Raw genomic sequence first — 18026 nt, 5'->3', positions numbered from 1 at the left:
AACCCTAATTTTGAACGTGCGTTCTCAGTAGGTCAAAAACGTCAATTGCCCGAATACGATTTCCTTTTAAGAAACCCTTTCCATTAGTAATAAAAATAGGATGATCCGCGGTGTCTTCCGGAATACGGCCGTGTGAACCTTTAATAAGTTCCGCTTGCAGGGGAATGATATCCAGTACCTGACGGAAACCCATTTTTTTGCGTAGCAGTTTCCAGGCAACTTTTGGCATGACCAGTTTATCCTTTGGATCGGTAAGCATTTCTACGGGATCGTAGCCTGGTTTTTTATGAATATCCACCATACGCGCATAATCTGGAGCTTTATCATCATCATCCCAGAAATAATAGGTAAACCAGGAATGGCTATCTGCTACGACCACAATATCCCCTGCACGGTCATGATCGAGATGTGCTTCGGCCCGACTTTCACCCGTAAGTACTTTTTCCACGCCAGGGGTATTTTCCATGAGTTTGATCACAGCATTTTTAAGGGATACATCATTGAGATAAATGTGGCCTATCTGATGGTCTGAAACGGCAAAAACCTTACTCGCACCCGCGTCCAGAAGTTCAAGACCGCGCTCCATACGTATCCCAAGATAGCCTTCCTTTCGCAGAATTCGGTTTAAATGAACAGGTTGGTCAACGTCTGTAATCCCATATTCTGATAACAGGATTACATGGGCATTCTTGCTCTCATAATAGGTGACAAGGTCTTTTACAACGGCATCTATTTCTTCCAGATCTTTACCAATCTTGTCAAAATCAATGCCGTGCCGTTGCGTATTATAATCCATATGCGGCAGGTAAATCAATGTGAGTGTAGGATCGTAAAGTTCGTCAGTGCGCAGGGAGGCATCGGCGATCCATCTGCTGCATTTTATGGATGTTTTTGGTCCCCAAAAATTAAATAATGGGAACATGCCCAACTCGTTCTGCAAGATATCCCTTAATTCTGCCGGGTGTGAATAACAATCCGGTATTTTTCGGCCATCGGCCAGATAATTGGGGCGCGGCGTAACGCTATAATCGGCATTAGAATACATATTGTACCACCAGAACATATTTGCACAGGTAAACGTGGGATCTTCTTTTTTTAAATGATCCCAGATTTTGTCACCTTCGACAATTTTGTTGGACTGTTTCCAGAAGTTGATCTCAGCCTGTTCTTTATTGTACCAGCCATTACCCACGATTCCATGTTCTGAAGGCCATTTCCCGGTAAGATAGGTTGATTGTACACTGCAGGTCACGGCAGGCAAAACGGGATCAACAGTTGCGCTTGCCGCATTTTCCTGAAAAGACTTTATAAAAGGGGTATGCTTGCCAATGAGCCGCTGTGTAAGCCCTACAATATTTATAACGACCGTCTTGTTCATATGTTTGTTTTTACGCGCTCCAGCACCCATTGCAATTCACGGATAATAGAACTTGATAAATCTATTTTTAAACTTTCGGGAAGAACTTCCCAGGTATAGGTTTCTACCTCAAGATGCTGTGTTACGGGATGTTTTTGCAGATAATCTAAGGTTTTTAAAATATAATCCTGCGTTGAAAACAAGCCCTGAAATTCTTCTAGAAATACGGGAACATGAAAATGCGCACGTAATTCCTTAAAATCTCTCTTTTCTGAAAGAATTTCCGGCAGATCTGAATAAGTGATTACTTTACCATCTATTTTTTCTGTAACCTGATGCAGATAGGTAGCCTCATTGAACCGTGCAAGGGAATCCCATAAAAGATCTTTATTTTCTGGATCAAAAAGGATCTTCAAGGCTGAACTTATCTGGATCTTACCTATTGAAATATTATTTCTGGCAAATTTTGCGAAGGTTATCTCCGGTTCTTCAAAAGCAAGTGAAAAATGACAAATATCGTAGCAAACCTGTAGGTAATTTTTAACCAAAATTGTCGGATTTTGACCTTTTTTGCCGGTTTTTTCGTTGAAATATTCTTCCGCTTGCGGAATGAGGAATTCGGTATAAAGTGCGATCATTTCGTCACTGTTCTCCAATAGCCCATCTGGTTCAGGCTCAATATCTATATGAATATGGTGACCGGTTTCCTTTTCCAGGTTTTCTAGAAAAATCGCCAATTTTAGCAGATTTTCTGCCCCTTTTTGAAGTATTTTATGCTGTTTTTCTTCTGTTTTATGCCAGTGCTTATAGCTGATGGGAGATGTGGAAATCCCGCCAGAAGCACCTTCCGGAAGGAGAACCGCAAGTTGACGTGCCAGTTTTTTAGTATATTCCAGACGTTCCTCTGTAGTCCAGTCAGGCGCATGCACGCTATCTTTTACGGGAATTTGATGAAAGTTTCCATAAGGAAAACCGTTCATGGTAAAAACATAAACCTGATTATCATCAAGCCACTTTTTAAAGTCGGAGAGCTTTTCTCCCAGTCCAAGTTCTTCGCTTGCCGTATAAGAAAGGCGCAGGCCAAGACCAAACCATTCATTTGGAGCAAGTTCTTTTTTTATTCCGGGAATATATTTCTGTAGTTCAGAAAACGTGGTTTTCCAGTTTTCCCCCGCGTATATATTTGTGCAAAAGGTAAGATGTCTGTTTTGTGGTATGCGCATGACTTATAAAAGTAATTTTGGGGTTTGTGGTATCTGAATTAACTGTTTTTTTGAAGGAATATTTCAATCTAGTGATGCAAAGATATTAGAAAATACCTTTTTGCTCCTCATGACAAACCTGCCTAGCGACTAAATTTAATTCCGCAGATGTAAAATCAAAATATGCTATGTGACGGCAAATAGTTTTGACATTCCTATAGAAAGCGGCAGCAGAAGCAAAACGAGAAGGCCTACCCACCACTCTGAGAATGCTACGGCAATACATGCATCCATGACAATTAGCGCTATTACGCCTGCTTTTACCGCCTTTTTAATGTTTTTAGGGGAATTTTCTCGATACGCCTCATATAAGGGTTTGAAAATCAGAAAAGCAAAAACAAGTAAAAAGGGTAGTGCCTGTAAGGTTTGGAGCTCCCAGAAAAATGTAGCAGCAAGAATTCCTAGAAGCACAAATAAATAAAGCACCCCGGCAAAAGCAACACTTCTTTTATTATTTCCATGTACCTCGCCCTGGCTAATCATGGTTATGGCACCAATATAGATCAATGGTGTAAAGACAATAGGCCAATAGCCGAACTTCACTAGAAGGGCCATGCCCAGCAAAAGATTAAGGCTGCGGCAAAGACCCATATTCAGCGGACCAAAAAAGGCACTTTTTTTTGAAAAAGCATCATAGGTGAGAATGGCCAGTGCCAAAACAAGGGCGATAGCTCCGGCAATAAAATTTGCATAAAAGGCTAATAGTATACCCAGAAGCATTAAAACACCACCGAAAATTGCCGCCGCTTTCAGGCTTACGACCCCACTGGGAAGAGGTCGTTCTGGACGTTCCAATTGATCAATCCTGTAATCAAAAAAATCATTGAAGACCACGCCCCCTGCATATAGGAATACAGAAGAAAAGACGAGTGCAACAAAGTCATACCAGATCGTCTCGTTATGCGGTAAACTTGTAAACAATCCTGCCACAGCCGCACCAGTTAGTATATCTGCCGCTGCAGTGGGCAGGTTGGCGGGTCTCGCCAGTCTTAAGTATCCTTGTAAGGCTGGGTTCATCAAACTATTTTATCTGCATCTACCTTCGGTTTTTGACCACGTAGCACACTGTTGTCATTAAAAAGTTCAGTCTGGTCAATGCCTTTGTGATCTTCCCAGTCTGCTTCTTTCATTTTCCCATTTCTTCCGTAGGCATCAAGGGCATTCTGGTAACAGGTTTTGATAACATCTTCCCTTGATATCCCTTTTTTAAGCATCAGGGCGGCAGTTTTGGGAACCGCTAAGGGATCACTCACGCCCCAGTCTGCAGAGCTGTCAACGATTATATCTTTGCTGCCGTATTTTTTAACGACTTCTACCATACGATCATTGCCCATCTTTGTATTGGGATAGATGGTAAATGCCGCTTTAAAACCGCGATCAAGTACATCTTTCACCGTTTCTTCATTGTTATGATCTATTATGACATTCGCAGGATCAAGACCATGTTCAAGGCATACTTCCATGCTTTTTAACGTTCCTGATTTTTTATCCCTGTGCGGGGTGTGAATCTGCACGGTCATGCCGAGTTCTTTAGCCAGGTCAAGTTGTATCCTGAAATATTTATCTTCAGCGGCAGTCTGATCATCGTAGCCTATTTCCCCTATGGCGACCACATTTTGTTTGTGCACGTAAAGCGGAAGCAATTCCATCACCTGTTCTGCAAGTGCTTCATTATTGGCTTCTTTAGAGTTGAGTCCTATGGTACAATAATGCTTAATGCCAAACTGGCTTGCACGAAAGGGTTCCCAACCCACTAAACTGCTGTAATAATCCTGAAAGGAACCTACCTGGGTGCGGGGTTGTCCCAACCAGAAAGAGGGTTCAATAAGCGCTACGATTCCTGCTGCGGCCATTGCCTCATAATCATCTGTTGTGCGGGATGTCATATGCACATGGGGGTCTATAAATCTCAGTTTATCTTCCATAATCAATTATATAATGTATTCCAGTTTAGTGTATTGTTTTCTACGAGTTGATAGAGTTCTGGGCTGTTTGCTAGTAATTTTTTTGCTTCTTCATTTTGTGAATAATGACAACAAAGCGCCGCTGCTTTTTGTACTGCAGGATTTTCATTCATGAAGAGGCGTTGCATATCTGCCAGTAATACCTCGTTCATAAAACCGCTTACGGGTCGCCAGAAATAGGGATCTATATCCCGGCCCGCGGCCCAGCGTTCATGCGCGTAGTCTGAAATGATACGGGTAAGGTCAGCATTGGCACGTTCATCTACTGATACGATCTTTTCTAAAGGGCGCTGCATAAATGCGGCTTTTAAGAACATCTGGTTCCATTGTTTATCCTCAAAATACTTTGCAGGATATGGATTGTGTAGGGCAAGTGCGTCAAATACCGAAGCGATATTGGTGCGCAATGCATCTACCGCAACCATTTTAAAGGACTCTGGGTTAGGCAGTAAAATTAAATATTTTAAAAAAGTTTCAAGTTCAGAAGTGTCTGCGATCTGAATGATTTTTGATACTTGCGGTACAAAAACCTCTTGTTTTGCAGATAAAATCTTATTTAAGAAATAAATACGTGCTATCTCAAGAGCGTTGACTTTTTGATTTTTGAGATAAAGTTCCATTTCAGTTTCCCCGGTAATACTAACCGGCGCGGCAGAAACCTTCTCCGCTAGCAGGGTATACGTAAGAAAAAACGCGCGTACGGATTCTTCGGTAATTATTTGGTCTATTTTTTCTTCAAGCCAGCCCTGAGATTCTTTCTCCAGACTATGCTGTGTATAATATTCAAGTTTATCAATTATTTGCTGGGGTTTCATAGGGTTGTAATTTCTTTAGGTTCAATTGAACACTGCTTATTTTATTGAGAAGCAAAAGGTTTCCATAACAAACGGCAAGATATTAAATTAAAAGGCATTATTATTTGAGAAGGAGGTTAAAAGTATGGAAAGCCTACGCGTTAAGAGACCTCTTTTTCTACAAAAGGCGTATTTAGGTCTAGAATTTCATATATCAATTGAAGGGCAAATCCTTCGAATTTGTTCATCAACCCTTCATTTATCTCTGTGCTTTTATTTTCATGAAACTTTAAAAAGCCGCTATTGAGATTTTTAAAGGATATAACGCCGGCTTCCAGATTATCTGGCAAACCAGATTTCTTGAACAACATTAAGGAATAGCAGAGAACCTGAAATGCCTTTGCATGTTTTTTGTAATCTGCGGTGAGCAGTTCCCAGTCTGTTAATTTGAGCTCTGCTGCGGTGACATTTCCGGTCTTGTAATCAATGATTCTGGTGGTTTCATTCATTACGTCCATGCGATCCACCGTACCCCGCAGGTTTATGGGGAAAGGTTCTTGCTGAAGTGTAGCTGTAAATTTTTGCTCACAACTGGTTATAACCAGCGTATTGCCAGCTTCTAGAAGTTCCTGTTCCTTATTTAAAAGGTTGTAAACAAACTTGAGGGCAACATTGTAAATGATCAGGTTTTTTCCGGTTTTAGTATTTTCCAGATTATAGATTTTCTCAAATTGCCTTTGTATTTCCTTAGGTACAGCTGCACGCATTTTCTTTAATAATGCTATGTTCAGTTCTTGATTTAGGGCATCTGTATAAATTTGCTCAAGTGTTTCATGAACAATCGTACCCAGGGTATTATGAGCCACCACATCTTCAATACCATCTATTTCAGGAATTCCTAGAACGTAACGGTAATAAAAATCTATAGGGTTTCTAATATAGGTAGTTAGGGCCGAAGGTGAAAAACCATAAGCTGCCTGGGCTTTGAGTTTTTCAATGATTTCAGGCGTTTTTTCAATAGTTTTTGGCGTTTTTGGACTAATGGTCACGGCTGCGTTCGCCGAAATTTGGGTGAATTGATGATTTGGTAATTGGTCTATTTCCAACTGAAGCAAAAAACGGCTTTTCTCTGCACTGTGTATTCCTGTGGATTCATTGTTATACACAAGGTAAATATGTTCTGCCCGTTGTATAAGCCGAAAAAAGTGATAGGCGTAGATTGCATCTTTTTCACGATAGGTGGGGAGTTTGTATTCCTTTTTAAGATCAAAAGGAATAAAGCTTCCCTGGCTTTTACCGGATGGAAGTGTGCCTTCATTCAATCCCGTAATTATCACATTTTTGAAATCTAGGACCCGGGATTCCAATACTCCCATAATCTGTAGACCTGCGTAAGGATCGCCCCTAAAGTCTAGTGTTTCTTTAGAAAGCAACTCCCTGTAGAAATAAAGCAGACTTTTAATATCTGACAGGTACTGATAGGATTTAGACAAATCTGCAAGTTGGCCGAAAATCTCCTGAAAAGCGAACAAATACTCCAATTGTAGCCAGTTTTTTGACGGAATTAGCCTGTTTTTCAGCATTTTAATCACCTCAAGTGAGGCATCTATTGCTTTTTTTGCATTCGTATCCCAGGACTGAAACAATGCTCTTGCAACATCTTCTTCTCCTACACATATACGTATCAACTCATCAGACGTGATGCGAATCAGATTTTCGCTCTCTATTTTTTTACGTATTGAGCTCGTGGAATTTTCAAGTAGTAGTTCGCTGTGGCTTTGCGTAAGGAAAGAAAGCAAATCTCTACAAATAAAAGCCGAATTCTGTATATTATCATGAAGCGATAACCATGCGTCAAAAAAGGAAGCATCAGGAACTTGATTTAATGGGAGCCCCATAGTAATATTGATGTTCACCACATTTTCAGGCAGTGAAGAAAGTAACGGAAGCAAGAGCGCTTCATCGCCAAGAACTATTGCAGTATTCTCCAGTTCCTCCTGAGATAAACCTGCAATCTGCTGGCCTACGTATTTTGCCTGACCAATACTTCCTGATATAGCAATGGACTGTATGTCCTTCCTGTTTTTATAGCAATCCAGTCCTTTGTGTATGCTGTTATCTTTAAAATATTTCCAGTCTTTCAGATATTCCCTAATGAAACGACCTGCGTTATAATTCATGTCAGAAAGGAAATGACTATCTATATCCCAAATAATTTCTGAAGCATTATTTTTTAAAAAAGATTGAATGATGTGCTGCTCCGCGTTATTAAGTGCATTGAAACCTGCAAATATGTAATGATCGCGGCTGTTTGTGGTATATATCTCTGCTGCTGCGGCAGCTTCACGATATTGCATGCCCTGATACCCTAAGCCTTGCGCTTGAAGAACCTTATTAAATGCATCATAAAACAAAGCTATTTGTTCCCAGAAAGTAAGGTAATTCTTAACCATTGCTGTGGGTTCTGGATCTGCTTGCCAGTAATCCATTTCTTTGATCGCAGTGAGGTAATCAAAAAAGAAATCAGTAGGAAGCAGGTAACGGTCAATCTCATTAAAATCTCCCAGAACACCCGGTGCCCAGGCTAAAAACTCAATGAATGTATCTGGATTATCAGTATGCGTTTGCAGGTACGCTTTGTACATTTCAAATTGTAACTGCGTCTGCGATGCGGAAGCTAATCCTGACATGTCCACAATCAATTCTTCAATACTCCGTATTAAAGGTAGGATTGCAGTTGTACCCTCAAGACGTTTGACAATATTTTTTTTCAGTAATGTTCCAGCCCTTTTGGAGGGCAGTATCAATTGAATAGAAGACAGCTTATGCTGACTTTGAAGTAAATGCTCTACGAGCTCATCAATAAATGTGGTCATAACCTAAAAATAAAAAAAGCCCCGATTTCTCGAGGCTTTTTCGCAATATATATTTAAAAACAATTATTCGTTGCTATCTTCTATAAGAGATAACTCAACACGTCTGTTTTTAGCTCTTCCGGCAGCAGTAGCATTCGTTGCAACTGGTTGCTCTTCACCAAATCCTTGAGAAGAAAGTCGAGTTGCAGGAAGACCGTGGCTTTCCATGTAATCTTTTACAGATTGAGCACGCTCTTGAGATAACTTCATGTTATACTCATCACGACCTTGACTGTCTGTGTGACCTTCAATTAAGAAACGTGTGTTAGGATATTCTTTCATTGTTTCGATCACATCATCAAGAGTACTTTGAGAATCTTGTTGAATTGTTGATTTGTTAAGATCGAATAATACAGTACGTACTTGAACATTAAGTTCTTCAAGAACTTCTACTGTAATTTCTGGACAACCATTGTTAGATGCAGGACCAGCAACTTCTGGACAGTCATCATCTTTGTCTAATACACCGTCATTATCTGAATCAGCGTAAGGACAACCGTTGTTTGCAGCAGGACCAGCTTCGTTAGGACATTCATCCTCGCTATCTTTAACGCCATCGCCATCAGCATCAGGACATCCGTTCAGTGCAGGAACACCAGCAACTTCTGGACAGTCATCTTCTGGATCAGCGATACCATCACCGTCAGTATCAGGACAACCGTTAAATTCTGGAAGACCAGCAACATCTGGACAAGCATCATCTTTATCAGCGATACCATCACCGTCAGTATCAGGACAACCGTTAAATTCAGCTAGACCTGGAGTTTCTGGGCATTCATCCTCATCGTCATAAATACCATCACCGTCAGAATCTGTACCACCGAATACGAAACCTATTCCAGCAGTATGTTGGAAATGCTTCACGTAACGATCTTCAAACGCATGCTTGTAAGTAGAAGTAAGGTTTAAGTTGATATTGTCAGACAACCATAGACGAAGTCCAACAGTTCCGTTAGCAGTACCAAAACTAGAAACATCGTCTAGGAATGTATAACCACCACCAATACCTAAGTAAGGGTCAAACCAACCACCTTCTCCAAAAAGAGCATCGCGGAAGCTATAAGCAATCATACCATCTACAGAGTAGTAAGCTAGATCATCTGCACTAACGTCGCCTAATTTATCAATTTTGTTGATAGATCCACGAACGCCAAAGATGAAACCATCACCTACATAACGGCTAACTTCTATTGTAGAAACTGATGGAAGGATATTCCAGTGGTCATCTACGTTATAAAATTCATCTAAGAACTCACCACGCATACCATTGGCCATCGCATCTCCTACAGGGTAAGTATCAATAGCATTTACGCCAATAGATATTCCCCACGGATTATTCTTGTCTTGTGCATTCACAGCATTCGTTCCGAAGAAAACGAGCGCAGCGAACAAAAGTAATCTGCTAAGATTTTTCATATTTTAATTGTAATTTTAAGTGTTAATTAGGGCAAAAGTAAGTTGTTAAAATTTATGTACAAAGCCTAAAGTAATAAAATTTTATTAAATCGTTAAAACGCGCTACTAGCGATGTTTCCTTATTTAGTCAATGATTTTCAAGGATTTGCCAACTTTTTTAAACGCATTTATCGCCTTATCAAGGTGTTCTTTAGTATGAGCTGCAGAAAGTTGCACGCGTATACGGGCTTTTTCCTTGGGAACTACAGGATAGAAGAATCCTATGACATAAATTCCTTCTTCAAGTAATGCATCAGCCATATTTTGTGATAGCTGAGCATCGTACAGCATCACAGGGACAATGGCAGAATCGCCGTCTATAATATCAAAACCAGCTTCCTTGATGCCTTTCTTGAAATACTTTGTATTTTCTTCTAATGTGTCCCTAAGCTTCGTGCTTTCCCCCAGAATTTCAAATACTTTAAGGGAAGCACCTACAATTGCGGGTGCAAGCGAATTTGAAAATAGGTAGGGACGCGAACGCTGGCGTAATAGGTCTATGATTTCTTTTTTGGCCGTGGTATATCCACCCATAGCGCCACCCAGCGCCTTTCCAAGGGTTCCAGTTATAATATCTATTCTTCCCAGAACACCTTTTTCCTCGAGGGTTCCTATTCCTTTTTCACCTATAAACCCAGTGGCATGACATTCATCTATCATGACCATGGCATCGTATTTATCGGCAAGGTCACAGATCTTGTCCAGTGGGGCAACAAGCCCATCCATGGAGAAAACCCCATCAGTAACTATAATTTTATGACGTGCTCCATCCTCATTGGCTTTTTTGAGCTGTTCTTCAAGATCTTCCATATTGCTGTTCTCATAACGGTAGCGCATAGCTTTGCACAAACGCACCCCATCGATGATCGAAGCGTGATTAAGACTGTCTGAAATTATTGCATCTTCTTTAGTGAGCAATGGTTCAAAAACCCCGCCGTTTGCATCAAAAGCCGCTGCGTAGAGAATAGTGTCTTCCGTACCGTAAAAATCTGCAATGGTCTGCTCCAGTTTTTTGTGGATGTCTTGTGTGCCGCAGATAAACCGTACAGAGCTCATACCAAAACCGTGAGAATCCAAGGTGTCTTTTGCTGCCTGTATAACTTCGGGATGTGATGATAGGCCCAGGTAGTTATTTGAACAGAAGTTTATGACCTCCTTGCCGGAATCTAATTTTATTGCAGCTCCCTGTGGTGAGGTGATGACGCGCTCTTTTTTATAAAGGCCGTCTTCTTTTATACTTTTAATTTCGTCTTCTAAATGTTCTTTTATCTTTCCGTACATAAATTTAGTTTTTACAAAGGTAGATTATGGTTAATAAACAGGGTGTATGGTTTGTTTTTCATTCACATATACAAGCGTCTTTTTAACAATGCGCATACCCGTTTTTTCCAGTGCCTCTGCATAGTTGTTTACCTGATCATGATGGTTTTTTTGTGGCGCACCGGTTTTGTAATCTAAAAGGTACGCATTGTTCTTACCATCTATTTCTACACGGTCTGGCCTTAAAAGCTCTCCATTACTGGCCAGGTCGCGTTCATTATAGATTACATGCTCTTTATTGAAAAAGCCTTCTGCTTTTAGCTGGTCAATCAATTGCTGTAACTGCGTTTTAAAAGAGTCCAGTTCCTCTTTTTGTAACAAGCCGGTGGCCTGTGCATTTTTTAGGGCAGCGGGCATATCACTTTCATAAGGTATTCCCGCAAGTATATCGTGCAATAAATTCCCTTTGTTAATGGATTCCTTGCGATCTTCGTCCCATAAGCGCTCTGCGCGCGTGACCAGAATCAGGTTATGACTTTCTTTTGGGCTGCTTATTAAAGATAGCGCCGGGTCATTGTTCTGTTTTGTTTTATTGACCGTTGTCTTTTCCGGATCGCCAAAAAGATACTGCAATTTTCCATTTTCCCATTGCTGTGTCGCATTCAGATAGTTTACAAAAAGTTCAGCAAAAGAAGTAGGATCCGTCTTGGGCTGTGTTTTTTCGGTAATCTTAGATATAATGTGAAGTTGCTCAACAGCCCTGGTAAGGGCAACATATAACATATTAAGGCTGTCCAGTTGCTGTTGCTGGCGCTTATCGTGATACAATTCGGCAGATTTTTCATCCAGATGGAGCAGGCCTTTTTTCTGTGAAATCAGCAACGATTCAAATCCGGCATATGCATCGGGATCTGTGGGATACCAGTTGGTTTCATCAACATTAGGGTACAACAGGCTGTCTGCAAAGGGATAAATCACCACGGGAAATTCAAGTCCTTTTGCTTTATGAATGGTCATGATCTGAACGGCATCGGTATCTGGGGGCGTTCCAATGCTCAGCTTATCTTTGTTTTTTTCCCACCAGTCCAGAAAACCATGCAGGCCGCTTTCGTTCTTTTGGCCAAAATCAAATACCGCATCTAAAAAAGATTGCAGATAAGCACCGGCATTGCTATTAAGGTCAAAATATTGCACTATATATTCCACCGCTTCATAAAGGGGCAGTTGCTGGCAACGTTGTAGCTTGAAATTTTGCGCTTTAAGCGGAATTTTATCAAACAATTCCTGACCTTGTTTTTCCAACATTTCCGCATAAAACAGATGTTTATTGGGCGTTTTTAAGCGATTTTCGGCTAAATATTCCAATAATAGGATGCTTATCGCTTTTGCATCGGGCTGCTGCATAAAACGGAGCAGATTTACGATAAAACGAACCTCTGCCGACTGAGAGACAAGCAGGCTCTGGCTGGATATCACGGGTATATTTGCTTCCTGAAGATATTGCGCCAACAAGATTCCCTCGCCGTTTTTGCGCACCAGGATGCAAATGTCTTTTTGCGGGTAACCACGGGCAAGTGTTTGTTGTAAAATTTCCAGCGTTTTGCTTAAATATGGTTCTTTAGCTTCCTCAACCGTTTGTGCCTCAACAAAAGAGATCGAAACATGCCCACCAGTTCTATTGTTTTTGCCCTGTTCATTACCTTTTAAGTAAATATTTTCATAAACCGGATTTTCAAGAAATTGGGCTATTTCAGTAAAAAACCGGTTATTAAAGCTAATAATTTCTTCATGGCTCCTAAAATTGGTTTCCAGGTTTACCTGAGCCATATCAGGATTTTGAAAGGGATTAAAACCCGCCGAAAGCCTGATAAACTGTTCAGCATAACCGCCACGCCAGCGATAAATCGCCTGCTTGGGATCGCCCACAAGCATGATACTGTTAGAAGGTTCAACGCGCTCCCCGGTACTTACCGCATTATCCACTAAAGGTATAAGGTTTTCCCATTGAAGGATCGATGTATCCTGAAACTCATCAATAAAATAATGCTGATAGCGTTCCCCCAGCCGCTCATAAATAAAAGGGGTGGGCTGGTTCGCAATGTTTTTGCTTATAACCTCGTTAAAGTCAGAAATGAGCAACAGGTTCTTGTCTTTTTTGATTTTTTGTACTTCATTATTTATCGCCTGAAGGAGTGAAAGCGGCGTAATCTTCTTTAAAAGCTCCTGAAACAGGGATAATTGAGTGATTTTACCGGTTATTTGCCTGAATAAAGAGGTAATTTCGGCCGCATTCGCATCCAGAATATCTTTGATTTCCTGTTTTTCCTTTTGTTTATAAAAAGGCTGTTCCCCCATGTTTTTAATCCACCCCACTTCAGGATTGAACGTAAAATTTCCCTCTTTGACTTTATCAAGCGCCTTTGGCAGGTATTTACCCGTAAAGTGTTCTGGAAGTAGATTTTTTGAATGTATAAACTCTAGCAATTCTGTGGTATGCTGAATAATTTCTTTATCCCAAAGTGCAATTTTTTGATTGAGCTGCTTTTTTAGGGAAGCAAAATCCTGAAGCGATCTTTTGTTGAGCAAGTCTATATTATAGCGATCGTTCTCACTGAGCAACAAACGCGAGATGTCGTAAAAATCCCGACTAATGTCCCAGCTTTTGTCGTCATCTATTTTCTCGATGGCATAATCAAGCAGTATCGGCGTGAGCAGTTTATCAGTGCCGGCACGTTCTATTAGATTATCAACTGCACGCTCCAGAACTTCGGTGGTGTTGAGCTCTACCTCAAAATTCTGCGGAATCTTAAGATCACGAGCAAAAGAGCGAATAATGCGGTGGGTAAAATTATCAATGGTCACCACATCAAAAGAAGCGTAATCCTGAACGATATTGTGGAGGATCTGGGCAGATTTTGTGCTGATAACGTCATTATCTAAGTCGGTTTTAGCTTTTACCGCCAGGAACATAGCAGATTGCTCGAGCTCTTTTCCGTGAGCAAATTCCTTGAGGTTCTCTATAATCCGGGATTTCATTTCGGCGACAGCCTTATTGGTAAAGGTTATGGCCAGAATATGACGGTATTTGAAAGGACTGCTGCTGCGCAATAAAATACTCAGGTAATTGCAGGCGAGGGCAAAGGTCTTTCCAGAACCTGCCGAAGCATTATAGACCGAAATGGCATGTTGTTCTTGCATTGCCCGAAGATACTAAAAACCAGATTTAGACTAAACCAGAATATTTCATTTAGACGGCCAGCTAAACCTTAAGACATTTATAACACAAGATAGCCCGCTTCCTTGCAGGTGTTTGCTTAAATTTGAATGACAACTGAATATTAATCAAAATCATACTATAATGGCTTTTGAATTACCGAAATTAAAATACGCATTTGACGCGCTAACCCCGCATATTGATGCAAAGACCATGGAAATACATCATGACAAGCACCATGGCGGATATACAAAAAAATTGAATGCTGCAATTGAAGGAACAGATCTAGAAGGAAAATCAATTGAAAATATCCTTGGGAACCTGGATATGCAAAACAAAGCAGTACGTAACAACGGTGGTGGTTTTTACAACCATAGCCTTTTTTGGGAAGTAATGAGCCCAAATGGTGGTGGAAAGCCTGAAGGCGATCTTGCAACCGCTATCGATAAGGCTTTTGGTTCCTTTGAAGATTTCAAATCTAAATTTACCGAAGCTGCTGGAACAAGATTTGGTTCAGGATGGGCGTGGTTGTGTGTTCAGGAAGGTGGTAAAGTGGAAATCTGCTCTACACCAAATCAAGACAATCCACTAATGCCAGATACTGGTTGTGGCGGGACACCTATTTTAGGTCTTGATGTTTGGGAACATGCGTATTACTTAAATTATCAAAATGAGCGTCCTAAATATATTGAAGCTTTTTGGGAAGTAGTAAACTGGCAAGAAGTTTCTAAGCGTTTTGCGAATAATAAATAAGAAGAATTTTTTTTTATGATATCAAAGCCTGGTCATTTTGTGATCAGGCTTTTTTATTTCTTCCAGGCTTTTTATTCAAATTATTATCTGGAAACGAAATTTACGTTAGGGATTGTAGCGAAAATCCTTTTTGTGAGGTACGAGCAAAAAGATTACAACGTAAAGCCCGACCCGCAGGGAAACGCCCAATAACAATAAATGAATTGAAGAGCAATTAAAGAGTTCGCCACCCATTACGATTTGGCACAAAAAAAAGGTGGAAAGATCTGAAGATATGGAGTATAGTGCAGCCCCAAATTAAATACTTTAGACCTAGAGAAATGGTTCAAAAAAACTACTCTATGACCAAGAAACTAATTTTGCGTTAGGGATTGTAGCGAAAATCCTTTTTGTGAGGTACGAGCAAAAAGATTACAACGTAAAGCCCGACCCGCAGGGAAACGCCCAATAACAATAAATGAATTGAAGAGCAATTAAAGAGTTCGCCACCCATTACGATTTGGCACAAAAAAAAGGTGGAAAGATCTGAAGATATGGAGTATAGTGCAGCCCCAAATTAAATACTTTAGACCTAGAGAAATGGTTCAAAAAAACTACTCTATGACCAAGAAACTAATTTTGCGTTAGGGATTGTAGCGAAAATCCTTTTTGTGAGGTACGAGCAAAAAGATTACAACGTAAAGCCCGACCCGCAGGGAAACGCCCAAAACAATAAAAGAACCGAAAAGTAATTATATAAGTTCGCCACCCATTACGATTTGGCACAAAGAAAAGGTGGAAAGATCTTGAGGTTGGGCTAAGCGGCTCGCACGGCATCTGTTATATAGAGCTTAATTGTAGCTGCTCGCCACCCATTACGATTTGGCACAAAAAAAGGTGGAAAGATCTTGAGGTATTGGCTAAGCGGCTCGCACGGCATTTTTATATAGAGCTTAATTGTAGCTGCTCGCCACCCATTACGATTTGGCACAAAAAAAAGGTGGAAAGATCCACCTTTTTGTCCCAAATCTACCATGAACTTAACCTACTTATGCTATGGTGTTGCTAATATAATGTAGGTTTTGTCTGGTTAAAAAACATTTTAGACCAACTGCCTGAATATTTGTTGTACTACACAAAAATCCATTTAGAAAGGTTTTAATAGGCTCGGTTATCGTTTCCTTCATAATAATTCATAAAAGCTCTGTTAACTACCCTATTACCTCCGTGGGTAGGGTAATCTCCCGTAAAATACCAGTCGCCTAGATTTTTAGGACAGGCTTTGTGTAAATTCTCTACCTTCTGATAAATAACGCTTACCTCTGGACCATTGTTTTCAGTTTTCAGTAGTTGGGCGATTTTAGCAGAGATCTGTTCATCTGTGAAGGGATCGTAGATTTCTTTGACGTAATTTTTTACATCTTTATCTTTATATGCTACCTGTTCACAGCATTTATCATAAACGCGTTTTATAGTATCGAGTTGGTCATTATCCCGTAAAAGATCTACCGCTGCGCGGAATGCAATAAAATCCTGCAATTTTGCCATATCTATACCATAACAATCAGGATAGCGTATTTGCGGTGCAGAAGATACCACCACGATCTTTTTGGGATTAAGGCGTGAAAGCATTTTGATAATACTTTTCTTCAAGGTTGTACCCCTCACAATACTGTCATCAATAATAACAAGATTGTCTGTAGGTTTTACCACGCCATAGGTGACATCATATACGTGGGCCACAAGATCGTCGCGGCTGCTGTCTTCAGTAATAAAAGTGCGTAATTTTACATCCTTAATGGCGATTTTTTCTGTACGCAGTTTGAGGTTAAGGATGTTCTGTAGCCCTTTTTTATCCAGGGTATCCCTGTTGGCCAGAATTTCCGCGGTTTTTTGTTCGTCAAGTTCTACCTGCGCCGCTTCGACCATTCCGTAGAAAGAAGTTTCTGCGGTGTTTGGTATAAAACTAAATACGGTGTTTTGCGTATCGTGGTTTATTTCTTTAAGAACTTCGGGCATTAATAAACGACCCAATTCTTTACGCTCTTGATAAATTTCGGCATCGCTTCCTCGGGAAAAATAAATACGCTCAAAAGAACATGCTTTTCTTTCAAGCGGCACCTGTATTTCTTCTATGGAAGATTCCCCGCTTTTCTTAATAATGAGCGCATGTCCAGGATCCAGTTCCTGTACTTCTTCAAAAGGCGCATTGAATACGGTTTGAATAACAGGACGTTCGCTCGCTACAACGACTACTTCTTCATCGCGGTAATAATAAACGGGGCGTATGCCTGCGGGATCACGCAGTACAAATGAATCGCCGTGGCCTAAAAGACCGGCCATGGCGTAACCGCCATCCCAGTCACGGGCGGCTTTTCTCAATATTTTTTTTATGTTGAGGCGCTCTGCGATAAGCGGGGTGGCCTGCTGCTTTGAATATCCTTCTTTTTTTAGCTTTTTGTAAAGTTTAGCTACTGCATCATCCAGAAAATGGCCTATTTTTTCCATTACGGTAATGGTATCTGCCTTTTCTTTGGGATGTTGACCCAGTTCTACCAACTTATCAAAGAGTTGGTGAACATTGGTCATATTAAAGTTACCGGCCACAATAAGGTTACGGTGCATCCAGTTGTTCTGGCGCAAAAACGGGTGAACGCTTTCCACACTGTTTTTTCCGAAGGTTCCGTAGCGTACATGGCCCAGCAAAAGTTCGCCTATATAGGGAACATGCTTTTTCTGAAGGGCTACATTATCTGCATATTCAGGATGTTCAGCAAGGGTTTCATTGATGCGCGAATTGATCTGCGCAAAAATATCCTGTATGGGCTGCTGGGCAACAGAGCGCTGCCTGCTTATGTACCGTTCCCCAGGTTCAGTATCTAACTTTATACTTGCAAAGCCAGCACCGTCCTGACCACGGTTATGTTGCTTTTCCATCATAAGGTACATTTTGTTCACACCGTAAAAGGCGCTCCCATATTTTTCCTTATAATATTCTAAAGGCTTCAGTAGGCGTATTACTGATATACCACACTCATGCTTAATGGCATCGCTCATAATGCTATAAATAAAA

Annotated in this window: 11 protein-coding genes; 1 reads left to right on the top strand and 10 read right to left on the bottom strand. The window is 40.7% G+C overall.

From position 1 onward, the window contains the following. Positions 1-4 precede the first annotated feature (4 nt). The 9 genes from P162_RS07265 to P162_RS07225 form a co-directional block, all read right to left on the bottom strand. Positions 5-1378 (bottom strand): alkaline phosphatase family protein, encoded by a 1374-nt coding sequence (locus P162_RS07265; protein WP_031426605.1) that lies wholly within the window; start codon positions 1376-1378, stop codon positions 5-7. Then, positions 1375-2580, bottom strand: a complete 1206-nt coding sequence (gene eboE / locus P162_RS07260) for a metabolite traffic protein EboE (protein ID WP_031426604.1) — start codon at positions 2578-2580, stop codon at positions 1375-1377. The genes P162_RS07265 and eboE overlap by 4 nt, the downstream gene beginning before the upstream one ends. A 165-nt stretch (positions 2581-2745) precedes the next feature. Next, on the bottom strand, positions 2746-3636 hold the full coding sequence (eboC, locus tag P162_RS07255) for a UbiA-like protein EboC (protein ID WP_031426603.1): 891 nt from the start codon (positions 3634-3636) through the stop codon (positions 2746-2748). After that, positions 3636-4544, bottom strand: coding sequence for a TatD family hydrolase (locus P162_RS07250; protein ID WP_031426602.1), 909 nt, complete (start codon positions 4542-4544; stop codon positions 3636-3638). The genes eboC and P162_RS07250 overlap by 1 nt, the downstream gene beginning before the upstream one ends. Before the next feature lie 2 nt (positions 4545-4546). Continuing rightward, the gene (locus P162_RS07245) at positions 4547-5398 is read right to left on the bottom strand and encodes an EboA domain-containing protein (protein ID WP_051907816.1); all 852 of its coding nucleotides are present in this window, start codon (positions 5396-5398) and stop codon (positions 4547-4549) included. 140 nt (positions 5399-5538) lie between these two features. Then, positions 5539-8253: a PD-(D/E)XK nuclease family protein gene (locus P162_RS07240; protein WP_031426599.1), complete on the bottom strand. Its 2715-nt coding sequence runs from the start codon at positions 8251-8253 to the stop codon at positions 5539-5541. 63 nt (positions 8254-8316) lie between these two features. Continuing rightward, positions 8317-9708, bottom strand: a complete 1392-nt coding sequence (locus P162_RS07235) for an OmpA family protein (RefSeq protein ID WP_031426598.1) — start codon at positions 9706-9708, stop codon at positions 8317-8319. A 123-nt stretch (positions 9709-9831) separates the two neighbouring features. Beyond that, the gene (gene kbl / locus P162_RS07230) at positions 9832-11028 is read right to left on the bottom strand and encodes a glycine C-acetyltransferase (protein WP_031426597.1); all 1197 of its coding nucleotides are present in this window, start codon (positions 11026-11028) and stop codon (positions 9832-9834) included. A gap of 30 nt (positions 11029-11058) precedes the next feature. After that, positions 11059-14205: a UvrD-helicase domain-containing protein gene (locus P162_RS07225; RefSeq protein WP_031426596.1), complete on the bottom strand. Its 3147-nt coding sequence runs from the start codon at positions 14203-14205 to the stop codon at positions 11059-11061. 160 nt (positions 14206-14365) lie between these two features. On the opposite strand from P162_RS07225, the gene P162_RS07220 reads away from it, so the two are divergent. Next, positions 14366-14974 carry a superoxide dismutase gene (locus P162_RS07220; RefSeq protein ID WP_031426595.1) on the top strand — a complete coding sequence of 203 codons (609 nt, stop codon included), beginning with the start codon at positions 14366-14368 and terminating at the stop codon, positions 14972-14974. Between the two features lie 1137 nt (positions 14975-16111). On the opposite strand, the gene P162_RS07210 is transcribed toward P162_RS07220, so the two are convergent. Then, the gene (locus P162_RS07210) at positions 16112-18010 is read right to left on the bottom strand and encodes an amidophosphoribosyltransferase (protein WP_031426593.1); all 1899 of its coding nucleotides are present in this window, start codon (positions 18008-18010) and stop codon (positions 16112-16114) included. Between the last annotated feature and the right edge of the window lie 16 nt (positions 18011-18026).

This window comes from Flavimarina sp. Hel_I_48, assembly GCF_000733945.1.
Taxonomy (GTDB): Bacteria; Bacteroidota; Bacteroidia; order Flavobacteriales; family Flavobacteriaceae; genus Leeuwenhoekiella.
Note: the sequence above shows the minus strand (reverse complement) of the source record. Positions and strands in the feature narration are given on the sequence as shown.

Excerpts from the sequence above, each read along its gene's own strand:
- P162_RS07265 (WP_031426605.1), bottom strand. The coding sequence starts at position 1,378 with ATGAACAAGACGGTCGTTATAAATATTGTAGGGCTTACACAGCGGCTC.
- eboE (WP_031426604.1), bottom strand. The coding sequence starts at position 2,580 with ATGCGCATACCACAAAACAGACATCTTACCTTTTGCACAAATATATAC.
- eboC (WP_031426603.1), bottom strand. The coding sequence starts at position 3,636 with ATGAACCCAGCCTTACAAGGATACTTAAGACTGGCGAGACCCGCCAAC.
- P162_RS07250 (WP_031426602.1), bottom strand. The coding sequence starts at position 4,544 with ATGGAAGATAAACTGAGATTTATAGACCCCCATGTGCATATGACATCC.
- P162_RS07245 (WP_051907816.1), bottom strand. The coding sequence starts at position 5,398 with ATGAAACCCCAGCAAATAATTGATAAACTTGAATATTATACACAGCAT.
- P162_RS07240 (WP_031426599.1), bottom strand. The coding sequence starts at position 8,253 with ATGACCACATTTATTGATGAGCTCGTAGAGCATTTACTTCAAAGTCAG.
- P162_RS07235 (WP_031426598.1), bottom strand. The coding sequence starts at position 9,708 with ATGAAAAATCTTAGCAGATTACTTTTGTTCGCTGCGCTCGTTTTCTTC.
- kbl (WP_031426597.1), bottom strand. The coding sequence starts at position 11,028 with ATGTACGGAAAGATAAAAGAACATTTAGAAGACGAAATTAAAAGTATA.
- P162_RS07225 (WP_031426596.1), bottom strand. The coding sequence starts at position 14,205 with ATGCAAGAACAACATGCCATTTCGGTCTATAATGCTTCGGCAGGTTCT.
- P162_RS07220 (WP_031426595.1), top strand. The coding sequence starts at position 14,366 with ATGGCTTTTGAATTACCGAAATTAAAATACGCATTTGACGCGCTAACC.
- P162_RS07210 (WP_031426593.1), bottom strand. The coding sequence starts at position 18,010 with ATGAGCGATGCCATTAAGCATGAGTGTGGTATATCAGTAATACGCCTA.